Genomic DNA, 12,537 nt, shown 5'->3' on the forward strand with positions numbered 1-12,537 from the left:
ATGAGCACCCGCATCCTCGTCGTGGACAACTACGACAGCTTCGTCTACAACCTCGTGCAGTACCTCCACCAACTCGGTGCCGAGTGCGAGGTGCTGCGCAACGACGCGGTCGTGCCCGAGCACGTCACCGAGGGCGGCTTCGCGGGCGTCCTGCTCTCCCCAGGGCCAGGGACGCCCGAACAGGCGGGCGTCTGCATCGACATGATCCGCCACTGCGACGCCACGGGCACGCCGGTCTTCGGCGTCTGCCTGGGGATGCAGGCCATGGCCGTGGCCTACGGCGGGATCGTCGGCCGCGCGCCCGAGCTGCTGCACGGGAAGACGTCTCCCGTCACGCACACCGGCGAAGGCGTCTTCGCCGGGCTGCCGAGCCCCCTGACCGTGACGCGCTACCACTCGCTCGCGGTCGAGGTCGCCACCGTGCCGCCCGTGCTCGACGTCACCGCGACCACGGCGGGCGGGGTCATCATGGGGCTGCGCCACCGCGAACGGCCGGTCGAGGGCGTCCAGTTCCACCCCGAGTCCGTCCTCACCGAGGGCGGCCACCGCATGCTGGCCAACTGGCTCACGGTCTGCGGCGCCCAGGGCGCGGTCGAGCGCTCGCACGGCCTGGCCCCCGTCGTGGGAGCGGTCGGCCGACAGGAGTCGGCGGCGTGACACACGGCCGCCCGGAGGACGCGCCGTACCCCGCGTCCTCCGGCGAACAGCCGCCCCCACCCCCACGGGACGCCCCGGCGCACGCGCAGGACCTCCCCGCCGCGCTCCCCGGCACCGGCATACCCGCGCGCCGCGCCACCTCGGGCAGGCACGCGGGACCGCCGGAGGAACCGGCCGACTTCCCCACCCAGGTCCTCGACCTCACGCCCCCGCCGCCCGACCCGGCGCACCGGGCACCCGACGCCCCCACGCGGGACGCCGTACCCGCCCCGCCCGACGACCTGACGCCCCCGCAGGAGCGCGACCACGCCACGGTCGGCCTGCGCCGCCCCGCGGACCTCACCGCGCCCGCCCCCGCGCTCACACCCGTCCCCGACACCACCGGCGGCCGGGCCGCGCGCCGCCGCGCCGCGCAGGGCGGCCGTGGCGGCGCGCGCCGCCGGGCGGGGCACGGCGGGGACGCGCCCCCGCCGCCCCCGCCCCGGCCGACCGGCGCGGTGGACGGCGAGGTGACCGGTGGCCGCGCGGCGCGCCGCCGCGCGGCGAAGGCAGCCGCGAAGGCCGCCCGGCAGACCGGCACCGCGATCAGCAACGTCATCGGCGAGCTGTTCATCACCACGGGCGCCGTCCTCCTCCTCTTCGTCGTCTACCAGCTGTGGTGGACGAACGTCGAGGCCCGCGCGCACGCGCGGCACGAGGCGGACTCCCTCCAGGAGCAGTGGGAGACCCCGGGCGACGGCGAGGGAGCCGGGGACGCCCCCGACCCCCGCGCCCCTGGCGCCTTCTCGCCCGGCGAGGGCTTCGCCATCCTCTACATCCCGACCCTCGACGTCCGCGTCGCCATCGCGCAGGGCGTGGACGAGGAGGCGGTCCTCGACAACGGCCTGGTCGGCCACTACACCGAGGCCGACGGGCTGCCGACGGCGATGCCCTGGGACGAGCAGGGGAACGTCGGCCTCGCCGGTCACCGCAACACGCACGGCGAGCCGTTCCGCTACATCAACCAGCTCGACCCGGGCGACCCGATCGTCATCGAGACCGAGGACGCCTACTTCACCTACGAGATGTCCAGCCGGCTGGACTCCACCTCGCCGTCGAACGTCGCCGTCCTGAACGCCGTCCCCGAGCAGGGCGGGTTCAGCGAGCCGGGGCGCTACATCACGCTGACGACGTGCACGCCGGAGTTCACCTCCACGTACCGGCTGATCGTCTGGGGCGAACTGACCGAAGAGCGGCCTCGTAGCGAAGGGAAGCCGGATGCCCTCGTCCAGTGAACCGGACGGCCCGCCGGAGGAACCGGCCGCCGCCCCCACCGAGACGGACACCGTCACGGCCACCACGGAACCCGACAGCGCCGACAGCGCCGACAGCGCCGACAGCACGGAGGAGCCTGAAGCCCCCGAGGAAACCCCGGAAGCCCCCGCGCCACGGCCCGTGAGCCCGGTCAGGCGCCGCGTCGCGCTCGCCGTGGGCGTCGCGGGCGAGTTGCTGATCACGGCGGGCGTCGTCCTCGCCCTCTTCGTCGCGTACTCCCTGTGGTGGACCAATGTCGTCGCCAACCAGGAGGCCAGGGAGGACAGCGACGCCGTCAGGGAGCACTGGGCGGCCGACGACGACCCGGACGGCGAGGACGCCACCGTCCCGCGCGCGTACGAGCCGGAGGACGGCATCGGCTTCCTCCATGTCCCCGCGATGAGCGACGACGAGATCCTCGTCAAGGAGGGCACCGGGCTCGACGTGCTCAACGGCGGTGTGGCGGGCTACTACGACGAGCCCGTCGAGTCGGCGATGCCCTGGGACGACGAGGGCAACTTCTCGCTCGCCGCCCACCGCGACGGCCACGGCGCCCGCTTCCACGCGATCGACCGCATCGAGGAGGGCGACCCGATCGTCTTCGAGACGCAGAACACCTGGTACGTGTACCGGACGTTCGCCGTCCTGCCCGAGACCTCGAAGTTCAACACCGAGGTCCTCGCGCCGGTCCCCGAGGAGTCGGGCGCCACCGAGGCGGGCCGCTACATCACGTTGACGACCTGCACGCCGGTCTACACGTCGCGGCACCGCTACATCGTCTGGGGGGAACTGGAGCGCACCGAACCGGTGGACGCCGACCGGACCCCGCCCGCGGAGCTGCTCGACGCCTCCTGACCCCGCGCCACGCCACAGGCGGGGCGAGAAGGGGTGAGGAGGTGGGTTGTGGAGCCTAGGAGAGTCGAACTCCTGACATCCGCCATGCAAAGACGGCGCTCTACCAACTGAGCTAAGGCCCCGCGACCGCTTCCGGAAGTCCGGGGAACGGCCGAGGACCAGGGTACCCAATCCGCCCGCCGGATACCGACCGGGTATCGCCCCGGGTACGGGTCCCTCCGTAGGATGACGCGCAGCTTCGCTCACGTGAAGCGATCAGGGGAGAACAGGGGAGACACCGATGGACGCAACACAGCAGGAGTCCACAGAGAAGGCGAGAGAGCAGCAGACGACCTGGTACGGCGAACCGCTCGGGACGCTCTTCCGCAGGCTGATCGCGGACCTCGGCCTCAACCAGGCACGACTGGCGGTGGTTCTGGGCCTCTCGGCGCCCATGCTGTCGCAGCTCATGAGCGGGCAACGCGCGAAGATCGGCAATCCGGCCGTCGTCCAGCGCGTCCGCTCGCTCCAGGATCTGGCCGCGGAAGTCAGAGGCGGTCGCATCAGCGCGGCCGAGGCGACGGCCGCCATGGACGAGATCCGCCGCACCGCGGGCGGGAACGTTCTCAGCCCCAACTCGACGGCCACCAGACCCGGTTCGGTGGGAGTCCCGGCCAATCCGACGAAACGCGTGGTCCGCGAGATCCAGGCGCTGCTCAGGTCGGTCTCCGACGCGGGCGAGATCCAGAGCGCGTCCCGCCTGCTCGCGGAGAGCCACCCGGAACTGGCCGAGTTCCTGCGGGTCTACGGCATCGCGCGTACCCGCGAGGCCGTCGAGCACTACGAGCACCACCAGGGCTGACACGACGGCGGTGCACGACGACGGCGTCGTGCACCGCGGACAGCACCCACGCGCGCCCCGCCCTTTCGCAGTCGCACATGACAGCACCTCCCGGTCCCCCGCCGCGGAGGCGGCGGAAGGGGCCAGGAGGCGCGTTGTGTGTCTCGTGGGTGTCGGGGGTCCTTCAGGCCCCGGCGGACCCGGACGGCACGGAGTCCGTCGCCTCGGTCCACAGGTCCTGCTCAGCCTTGTCCGCCTGGATCTGGCGGTACACGAGCAGACCGGCCACAGCGGCCAGGGCGACCAGGAGCAGCTTCTTCACCGCGCTACCTCGTCCTTCTTCAAACGTGATCGGATCGTCTGGCGCCCGATGATACCCAATCGTGTCCTGACACGAAGAGCCCGGCCCGGCGGAGGACGTCTCCGCCGGGCCGGGCGACGCGGTGGGGCTAACAGGACTTGAACCTGTGGCCTCATCCTTATCAGGGATGCGCTCTAACCATCTGAGCTATAGCCCCGCGCGGATGAAAGGCTAGCGCATGCCTGGCCCGCTCCCCAAATCGGTTGAGCACCGCCCGGCTCGGCACCGGGCGGCCGACTACTCGTCCTCCGCCAGGGTCACTTCGACGCCGCCGACGAAGCCGGCCGACAGGTTGTAGATGAACGCGCCCAGCGTCGCCAGCGCCGTCGCGAGCACGACGTCGATCACGGCGATCACAGACGTGAACAGCATCACCCGGGACAGCGAGAGGAAGCCGACGAGGTCGAAGCCGCTCTCGGTGTCCGTCTCGGTCGCCTCGCTGATGGTGTCGCCGATGGTGGTGAAGACGCCCATCGCGTCCATGACCATCCACAGCAGGCTCACGGCGATGACCGTGCAGATGCCCAGGGCGATCGACAGCAGGAAGCTGACCTTCATCACCGACCACGGATCGGCCCTCGCGACCCGCAGACGGGCCTTGCGCGTCCGCGGGACCGTACGGGCGCCCGTACGCGCCACGCGCTGCGCCGGGCCGCCCTGACCCTGCTGGGGGCCCACCGTGGGGGCGCCGCCAGGCGGCGACGGGTACGCCTGCGGCGGGTGGTAGCCGCCCTGTCCCTGACCCTGCGGGTACTGGTCCGTGGGTCTGGCGCTGGTCATCGTGGTCCCCCCACGGGTCGCTTTACGGGATCTGGTCCGGGCGCGGCTGCCCCCGGAGACTTCGCCACGGGCGCCGCCGCCCGGTGGGACGCCTGGTGGGGCGGGCGGGGGTCCGTCGTTCCCCGCCCCGCCGCCGGAGGCGCCCGTGGCTTCACTCACGCGTTACTCCTCAGTGTCCTCGATGTCGCTGATGTCGCGGACCGAGCCGTCGCGGGCCGCGCCGTCCTCGATCCCGGTCCCGGCGTCGTCACCCTCCGCCTCGACCTCCTCGGCCTCGCGGCCGGCCTCGGCGTTGCGGGCGATGCCGACCACGGCGTCCCGCTTCCCCAAGTTGATCAGCTGGACGCCCATGGTGTCACGGCCGGTTTCCCGCACCTCGCTGACCCGCGTGCGGATCACTCCGCCGCCGAGCGTGATGGCCAGGATCTCATCGGTGACCTCGACCACGAGCGCGCCGACGAGCGAACCGCGGTCCTCGACGATCTTGGCCGCCTTGATGCCGAGGCCGCCACGCCCCTGCACCCGGTACTCGTCCACCGGCGTGCGCTTCGCATACCCGCCGTCCGTGGCGGTGAACACGTAGGTGCCCTCGCGCACGACGTTCATGGACAGCAGCTCGTCGTTCTCGCGGAAGCTCATGCCCTTGACGCCCGACGTCGCCCGGCCCATCGGCCGCAGGGTGTCGTCGGTCGCGGTGAAGCGGATCGACTGCGCCTTCTTGCTGATCAGCAGCAGATCGTCGTCGGGCGAGACGAGTTCTGCGCCGATCAGCTCGTCGTCGCCGCCGTCCGTCATCTCCCGGAGGTTGATCGCGATGACGCCGCCCGAGCGGGGCGAGTCGTAGTCCTTCAGCACCGTCTTCTTCACGAGCCCCGACTTCGTCGCCAGCACCAGGTAGGGCGCCGCCTCGTAGTCCCTGATCGCGAGGATCTCGGCGATCCGCTCGTCCGGCTGGAAGGCCAGCAGGTTCGCCACGTGCTGCCCGCGCGCCTCGCGGCCCGCGTCCGGCAGCTCGTACGCCTTCGCCCGGTACACCCGGCCCTTGTTCGTGAAGAACAGCAGCCAGTGGTGCGTGGTCGAGACGAAGAAGTGATCGACGATGTCGTCCTCGCGCAGCTTCGTGCCGCGCACGCCCTTGCCGCCGCGCTTCTGCGCCCGGTAGTCGTCGGTCTTCGTCCGCTTCACGTAGCCGCCACGCGTGATGGTGACGACGATGTCCTCCTCGGCGATCAGGTCCTCGATGGACATGTCGCCCTCGAAGGGGATCAGCGCCGTGCGCCGGTCGTCGCCGAACTTCTCGGCGATCGCGGCCAGCTCCTCGGAGATGATCTGCCGCTGCCGCTCGGGGGAGGCGAGGATCGCGTTGTACTCGCGGATCTTCTGCTCCAGCTCGTCGTGCTCGGCGACGATCTTCTGCCGCTCCAGGGCGGCCAGGCGACGCAGCTGCATCTCCAGGATCGCGTTCGCCTGGATCTCGTCGATGGACAGCAGGCCCATCAGGCCGCGGCGCGCGACATCGACGGTGTCGCTGCGCCGGATGAGCGCGATGACCTCGTCGATCGCGTCCAGCGCGGCGAGGAGGCCGCGCAGGATGTGGGCGCGCTCCTCGGCCTTGCGCAGCCGGTAGCTGGTGCGGCGGACGATGACGTCCACCTGGTGCGCGACCCAGTTGCGGATGAACGCGTCCAGCGAGAGCGTGCGCGGCACGCCGTCCACGAGCGCCAGCATGTTGGCGCCGAAGTTGGTCTGGAGGTCGGTGTGCTTGTAGAGGTTGTTGAGCACGACCTTGGCGACCGCGTCCCGCTTGAGGACGATGACGAGCCGCTGCCCCGTACGGGAGGACGTCTCGTCGCGGACGTCGGCGATGCCGCTGACCCGCCCGTCCTTGACCAGCTCGGCGATCTTCTGCGCGAGGTTGTCCGGGTTGACCTGGTAGGGCAGCTCGGTGACGACCAGGCACTGGCGGCCCTGGATCTCCTCGACCTCGACGACCGCGCGCATCGTGATGGCGCCGCGCCCGGTGCGGTACGCCTCCTCGATCCCGCTGCGGCCGACGATCAGCGCGCCGGTGGGGAAGTCGGGGCCCTTGATCCGTTCGACCAGGGCGTCGAGCAGCTCCTCGGGCGTGGCCTCCGGGTGCTCCAGGTACCACTGGGCGCCCGACGCGACCTCGCGGAGGTTGTGCGGCGGGATGTTCGTCGCCATGCCGACCGCGATGCCCGCCGAACCGTTGATCAGGAGGTTCGGGAAGCGGGCGGGCAGGACGGTCGGTTCCTTGTTGCGGCCGTCGTAGTTGTCCTGGAAATCGACGGTCTCCTCGTCGATGTCCCGGAGCATCTCCATGGCCAGCGAGGCCATGCGGCACTCGGTGTACCGCATGGCGGCGGCGGGGTCGTTGCCCGGCGAGCCGAAGTTGCCGTTCGAGTCCACGAGCGGCATGCGCATGGCCCAGGGCTGGGCGAGGCGGACGAGGGCGTCGTAGATGGACGTGTCACCGTGCGGGTGGTACGTGCCCATGACGTCGCCGACGACGCGGGCGCACTTGTAGTAGCCGCGCTCGGGACGGTAGCCGCCGTCGTACATCGCGTACAGCACGCGCCGGTGGACCGGCTTCAGACCGTCGCGGACGTCGGGCAGCGCGCGCGAGACGATGACGCTCATCGCGTAGTCGAGATACGAGCGCTGCATCTCGGTCTCCAGCGTCACCGGCTGGATGCGCAGGGAGCCCGGGTCCCCGGCGGGCGGGATCACGGTGGGCGGGGTGTCATCGGCCATCTCGGTCCGATTCCTTTCGGCTGCTGTGGGGAGGCGGTCGTCGTCCTGCTCAGATGTCCAGGAAGCGGACGTCCTTGGCGTTGCGCTGGATGAACGAGCGCCTGGCCTCCACGTCCTCGCCCATGAGGATCGAGAACAGGTCGTCGGCCGCGGCGGCGTCGTCCAGCGTCACCTGGCGCAGCACGCGGAGGGCCTGGTCCATGGTGGTGACCCGCAGCTCCTCGGCGTTCATCTCGCCGAGGCCCTTGAAACGCTGGATGGAGTCCTCGCGGATGCGCTTGCCGCGCTCGCGGCCGAGCTGGATGAGGCTGTCGCGTTCGCGGTCGGAGTAGGCGTACTCCCACTCCTCCCGGCCCCACTTGATCTTGTAGAGGGGAGGCTGGGAGAGGAACACGTGCCCGGCCTCCACGAGCGGGCGCATGAAGCGGAAGAGCAGGGTCAGCAGCAGCGTGTTGATGTGCTGGCCATCGACGTCCGCGTCCGCCATCAGGATGATCTTGTGATAGCGGAGCTTCGTGATGTCGAAGTCCTCGTGGATGCCGGTGCCGAAGGCGGAGATGAGGGCCTGGACCTCGGTGTTCTGCAGCACCCGGTCGATGCGGGCCTTCTCCACGTTCAGGATCTTGCCGCGGATCGGCAGGATGGCCTGGTACTGGGGGTCGCGACCGGCCTTGGCGCTGCCGCCCGCCGAGTCGCCCTCGACGATGAAGATCTCGCAGCGGACCGCGTCGTTCGACTGGCAGTCGCTCAGCTTGCCCGGCAGCGACGCCGTCTCCAGCAGGCCCTTGCGGCGGGTGAGGTCACGGGCCTTGCGGGCGGCGACGCGCGCGGTGGCCGCCTGGACGCTCTTGCGGATGATGTCCGCGGCCTCGGAGGGGTTGCGGTCGAGCCAGTCGCCGAAGTGCTCGTGGACGATCTTCTGGACGAACGTCTTGGCCTCGGTGTTGCCGAGCTTCGTCTTCGTCTGGCCCTCGAACTGGGGCTCGCCGAGCTTGACGGAGATGATCGCGGTCAGGCCCTCGCGGATGTCCTCACCGGTCAGGTTGTCGTCCTTCTCGCGCAGGAGCTTCTTGTCGCGCGCGTACCGGTTCACGAGGCCGGTCAGCGCGGCGCGGAAGCCCTCCTCGTGCGTGCCGCCCTCGTGCGTGTGGATCGTGTTGGCGAAGCTGTAGACGCCCTCGGTGTACTGGGCGTTCCACTGCATCGCGATCTCCACGGAGATCTTGCGCTCCGTGTCCTCGGCCGCGATCTCGATCACGGACGGGTGGATCATCTCGCCCTTGCGGGAGTTGAGATGGCGCACGAAGTCGGCGATGCCGCCGTCGTAGTGGTACGTGACGGTCCGCGGCTTGTCGTGGCCGTCGCCGTCCGCCGAGTCGGCGCCCGCGGTCTGCTTCGCGGCCTCGCGCTCGTCGGTGAGCCGGAGGGTGAGGCCCCGGTTGAGGAACGCCATCTCCTGGAAGCGGCGGGACAGGGTCTCGAAGGAGTAGACCGTCGTCTCGAAGATGTCGCCGTCGGCCCAGAACGTGACGGTGGTGCCCGTCTCGGTGGTGGGCTCGTTCCGCTGGAGGGGGGCCGTCGGGACGCCGAGCGCGTAGTCCTGCGTCCAGCGGTAGCCGTCCCGGCGCACCTCGACGGCGACGCGCTTCGACAGCGCGTTCACGACGGAGACGCCCACGCCGTGCAGACCGCCGGAGACCGCGTACCCGCCGCCGCCGAACTTGCCGCCCGCGTGCAGGACCGTGAGGACGACCTCGACGGCCGGCTTGCCCTCGGAGGGGACCATGCCCACGGGGATGCCCCGACCGTTGTCCACGACGCGTACGCCGCCGTCCGCGAGGAGCGTGACGTCGATGGCGTCGGCGTGACCCGCGAGGGCCTCGTCCACCGAGTTGTCCACGACCTCGTAGACCAGGTGGTGGAGGCCGCGCTCGCCGGTCGAGCCGATGTACATGCCGGGCCGCTTCCGGACCGCGTCCAGCCCCTCCAGCACCGTGATCGCGCTGGCGTCGTAGGAGGAACCGTCCGCGGGCTCGGCGGGGGTCGGTGTGGTGTTGTTGGCATCGCCGGAATCGGCCACGAAGCGCCCTTTCTGGCACAGCACGAGCCAACTCCGGCAAAGAGGAGCGGCTGTGGCGTTCGACATGGTCCGCAACGGGGCGGGTTGGTCCAGTCTACCGGTAGCGCAAACCGTAGTGGCTGTTTCCGGGCCCCTCAGTCCGCATGTGCCGCCCTGAACCGGCATGCGATGACTCCCCATATGTGGGACCGGCCCCAGATCGGCTCACGGCGGCGCTCAGCGCTTCCGCCTGTCAACGATCTGCGAACGTGACCGGCATCACTTCCGCACCGCCCGGCGGCCGGTCAGCCATAGGTGTCCCCGGGCCCCCGGCTGCCCGGCGCGCGCAGCCTCCCCGGCGTGCGCGCCGGTCCCGAGGGCCCCAGGACCTTGATCGCGCTGACGGTCCCCTGGCCCAGGTCCGCGCTGAGACGGCGCAGGAGCTGGGGCGTGAGCAGCCGCAGCTGCGTCGCCCACGCCGTCGCGTCGCACCGGACGGTGAGGACGCGCGTCTCCTCGTCGTAGGCCTCGGGCGCGCAGTGCTGCGCGACCTCGGGCCCGACCAGGTCCGGCCAGCGGCCGAGGACGCCCCCGACCGCGAGCGGCATCTCCCAGCCGCGTTCGGCGCTCAGCCGCTCCATCGCGGCGCCGAGCGGCAGGGGATCGCGGCCGTCGGCGCGCGCCCCGGAGCGCAGGCCGCCCCGCCGCGCCTGCTTCCACTGCTGGGTCATCGCGCCCCGCGCCCGCGCCTGCTCGCGCGCCGCGCGCAGGGCCACGCGCGCCAGATCGACGCCGGACAGCTCCGGGGCCGCGCCCCGGCCGTCCGGCGTGCCGGGCACGTCCCCCGGGGGGCGGCCGTCGGCGTCACTCACGCTCCACCTGCCCGTCCGCCACCGCGAAACGCGCCCCGGCCAGGGTCGCGGGCACGTCCTGCGGCACCGCGGCCGTCACGAGGACCTGCTCGCCCGGCCCGACCAGCTCGGCCAGCCGCTCCCGGCGCCGCCCGTCCAGCTCGGCGAAGACGTCGTCGAGCACCAGCACCGGCTCCGGCCCCTCGTCCTTCAGCAGCGCGAAGGACGCCAGCCGCAGGGCGAGAGCGAACGACCACGACTCCCCGTGGCTCGCGTAGCCGCGGGCCGGGAGGTCGCCCAGGCGCAGGAGGAGGTCGTCCCGGTGCGGGCCGACGAGCGTCACCCCGCGTTCGATCTCCTGCGGCCTGGCCTCCCCGAGGGCCGCGAGCAGCACCTCGTACAGCTCCTCGCGCGTGCCGACCCCGGGCGTCTCACCGGCCGATGAGCGGTACTCCAGGGCGACCGGGCCGCCGCCGGGCGCCAGTTCCTCGTACGCCTTGTCGGTCAGCGGGCGCAGCGCGGTGACGAGGCTCAGCCGCTGGGCGAGCAGCTCGGCGCCCGAGCGGGCGAGGTGCTGGTCCCAGACGTCGAGGGTGGTCAGGTCGGCGCCGCGGCCACCGTGGCGGCGGGCCGTCGCGGCCGACTTCAGCAGGGTGTTGCGCTGTTTGAGGACCCGCTCGTAGTCCGCCCTGACGCCCGCGAGCCGGGGCGTACGCGCCATCACCAGCTCGTCGAGGAAGCGCCGCCGCTCCCCCGGGTCGCCCTTCACCAGGTGCAGGTCCTCCGGGGCGAACAGGACGGTCCTCACGACGCCGAGGATGTCGCGGGGGCGCACCTGGGTCGAGCGGTTGAGCCGTGCGCGGTTGGCGCGTCCCGGGTTCAGCTCCAGCTCGACGAGCTGCGCGCGTTCCCCCTCGGTCACCGCGGCGCGGACGACGGCCCGTTCGGCGCCCATCCGCACCAGCGGCGCGTCCGAGGCGACACGGTGGCTGCCGAGCGTCGCCAGGTAGCCGATGGCCTCGACGAGGTTGGTCTTGCCCTGGCCGTTGGGGCCGACGAAGGACGAGACTCCCGGGCCGAGTTCCACCTCGGCCCGGGGGTAGGACCTGAAGTCCACCAGCGACAGGTGCGTCACATGCACGGCGGTGCTACTTCGAGCTCTCCACCGCGTGGCCCCCGAACTGGTTGCGCAGCGCGGCGACCATCTTCATCTGCGGCGAGTCCTCCTGGCGCGAGGTGAAGCGGGCGAACAGGGACGCGGTGATCGTCGGCAGCGGCACGGCGTTGTCGATCGCCGCCTCGACGGTCCAGCGGCCCTCGCCCGAGTCGGCCGCGTAGCCGCGGAGCTGGGCCAGGTGCTCGTCGTCGTCGAGCGCGCGCACCGCGAGGTCCAGCAGCCAGGACCTGATCACCGTGCCCTCCTGCCAGGAGCGGAAGACCTCGCGGACGTCGGTGACCTCGTCGGCGGCCTCCAGCAGCTCCCAGCCCTCGGCGAACGCCTGCATCATCGCGTACTCGATGCCGTTGTGGACCATCTTGGCGAAGTGACCGGCGCCGACCTTCCCGGCGTGCACCGAGCCGAAGTCGCCCTCGGGCTTGAGCGCGTCGAAGATCGGCTGGACCTTGGCGACGTGCTCGGCGTCGCCGCCGTACATGAGGGCGTAGCCGTTCTGGATGCCCCAGACGCCGCCGGAGACGCCGCAGTCCACGAAGCCGATGCCCTTGGCGCCGAGCTGCTCGGCGTGCCGGGCGTCGTCGGTCCAGCGGGAGTTGCCGCCGTCCACCACGACGTCGCCCGGGGCGAGCAGGTCGGCCAGCTCGTCGATCGTGGACTGGGTGGGGGCACCGGCCGGGATCATGAGCCACACCACGCGGGGGGCGGCGAGCGAGTCCACGAGTTCCCGCAGGCTGTGGACGTCGGCGACGTCCGCCTCCCGGGCGTACCCCACGACGGTGTGGCCGGCCTGGCGGATGCGCTCGCGCATGTTCCCGCCCATCTTGCCGAGGCCGACGAGACCGAGCTCCATCAGGACTCCTTCATAGCGTTGCGAACCGGTCCCGAGCCTACTTCGGGCCCCGCGCGCAC

The 12,537-nt window shown here is 71.6% G+C and carries 11 protein-coding genes and 2 tRNA genes; 4 read left to right on the plus strand and 9 right to left on the minus strand.

Going from position 1 to position 12,537, the window contains the following annotated elements:
* Genes IF27_RS02080 through IF27_RS02090 form a run of 3 tightly spaced genes read left to right on the plus strand, consistent with a single transcriptional unit; the run spans position 1 to position 2,805 of the window.
* A complete protein-coding gene (locus tag IF27_RS02080) occupies positions 1-657 on the plus strand; it encodes an aminodeoxychorismate/anthranilate synthase component II (protein ID WP_052847482.1) in 657 nt (218 codons plus the stop codon).
* Positions 654-1,931, plus strand: coding sequence for a class E sortase (locus tag IF27_RS02085; protein ID WP_190232767.1), 1,278 nt, complete (start codon positions 654-656; stop codon positions 1,929-1,931). Before IF27_RS02080 ends, IF27_RS02085 begins: the two co-directional genes overlap by 4 nt.
* Positions 1,915-2,805, plus strand: coding sequence for a class E sortase (locus IF27_RS02090; RefSeq protein WP_110945436.1), 891 nt, complete (start codon positions 1,915-1,917; stop codon positions 2,803-2,805). Before IF27_RS02085 ends, IF27_RS02090 begins: the two co-directional genes overlap by 17 nt.
* Before the next feature lie 49 nt (positions 2,806-2,854).
* Here IF27_RS02090 and IF27_RS02095 read toward each other — a convergent pair.
* Positions 2,855-2,927: transfer RNA gene (locus tag IF27_RS02095), tRNA-Ala, on the minus strand.
* 158 nt (positions 2,928-3,085) lie between these two features.
* Here IF27_RS02095 and IF27_RS02100 point away from each other — a divergent pair.
* The gene (locus IF27_RS02100; RefSeq protein ID WP_052847483.1) at positions 3,086-3,646 is read left to right on the plus strand and encodes a helix-turn-helix domain-containing protein; all 561 of its coding nucleotides are present in this window, start codon (positions 3,086-3,088) and stop codon (positions 3,644-3,646) included.
* Positions 3,647-3,809: 163 nt separating this feature from the next.
* Here the strand turns inward: IF27_RS02100 and IF27_RS29845 are convergent, their stop codons facing one another.
* From IF27_RS29845 to gnd, 8 genes are all read right to left on the minus strand, one after another.
* Entirely contained in the window at positions 3,810-3,947 is a 138-nt protein-coding gene (locus tag IF27_RS29845; protein WP_223290877.1) for a DLW-39 family protein, read from the minus strand.
* Between the two features lie 122 nt (positions 3,948-4,069).
* Positions 4,070-4,143, minus strand: a tRNA-Ile gene (locus tag IF27_RS02105).
* An 80-nt stretch (positions 4,144-4,223) separates the two neighbouring features.
* Entirely contained in the window at positions 4,224-4,766 is a 543-nt protein-coding gene (locus tag IF27_RS02110) for a DUF3566 domain-containing protein (RefSeq protein ID WP_052847484.1), read from the minus strand.
* Positions 4,767-4,928: 162 nt separating this feature from the next.
* Positions 4,929-7,541: a DNA gyrase subunit A gene (gene gyrA, locus IF27_RS02115; RefSeq protein ID WP_052847485.1), complete on the minus strand. Its 2,613-nt coding sequence runs from the start codon at positions 7,539-7,541 to the stop codon at positions 4,929-4,931.
* A gap of 49 nt (positions 7,542-7,590) precedes the next feature.
* Positions 7,591-9,645 carry a DNA topoisomerase (ATP-hydrolyzing) subunit B gene (gene gyrB / locus IF27_RS02120; RefSeq protein WP_052847486.1) on the minus strand — a complete coding sequence of 685 codons (2,055 nt, stop codon included), beginning with the start codon at positions 9,643-9,645 and terminating at the stop codon, positions 7,591-7,593.
* Between the two features lie 260 nt (positions 9,646-9,905).
* Complete coding sequence (locus tag IF27_RS02125; RefSeq protein WP_052847897.1) at positions 9,906-10,439, minus strand: DciA family protein; 534 nt, start codon at positions 10,437-10,439, stop codon at positions 9,906-9,908.
* Positions 10,440-10,464: 25 nt separating this feature from the next.
* Positions 10,465-11,592 (minus strand): DNA replication/repair protein RecF, encoded by a 1,128-nt coding sequence (recF, locus tag IF27_RS02130; RefSeq protein WP_052847487.1) that lies wholly within the window; start codon positions 11,590-11,592, stop codon positions 10,465-10,467.
* A 7-nt stretch (positions 11,593-11,599) separates the two neighbouring features.
* Positions 11,600-12,478, minus strand: a complete 879-nt coding sequence (gene gnd / locus IF27_RS02135; protein WP_052847488.1) for a phosphogluconate dehydrogenase (NAD(+)-dependent, decarboxylating) — start codon at positions 12,476-12,478, stop codon at positions 11,600-11,602.
* Positions 12,479-12,537 lie beyond the last annotated feature (59 nt).

It is taken from the genome of Streptomyces avicenniae, from assembly GCF_000719135.1.
In the GTDB taxonomy this organism is placed as follows: Bacteria; Actinomycetota; Actinomycetes; order Streptomycetales; family Streptomycetaceae; genus Streptomyces; species Streptomyces avicenniae.

Bases quoted from the DNA above. Each gene is read 5' to 3' on its own strand.
- gyrA (WP_052847485.1), bottom strand. From the start codon at position 7,541: ATGGCCGATGACACCCCGCCCACCGTGATCCCGCCCGCCGGGGACCCG.
- IF27_RS02100 (WP_052847483.1), top strand. From the start codon at position 3,086: ATGGACGCAACACAGCAGGAGTCCACAGAGAAGGCGAGAGAGCAGCAG.
- gnd (WP_052847488.1), bottom strand. From the start codon at position 12,478: ATGGAGCTCGGTCTCGTCGGCCTCGGCAAGATGGGCGGGAACATGCGC.
- IF27_RS02090 (WP_110945436.1), top strand. From the start codon at position 1,915: ATGCCCTCGTCCAGTGAACCGGACGGCCCGCCGGAGGAACCGGCCGCC.
- IF27_RS02080 (WP_052847482.1), top strand. From the start codon at position 1: ATGAGCACCCGCATCCTCGTCGTGGACAACTACGACAGCTTCGTCTAC.
- IF27_RS02110 (WP_052847484.1), bottom strand. From the start codon at position 4,766: ATGACCAGCGCCAGACCCACGGACCAGTACCCGCAGGGTCAGGGACAG.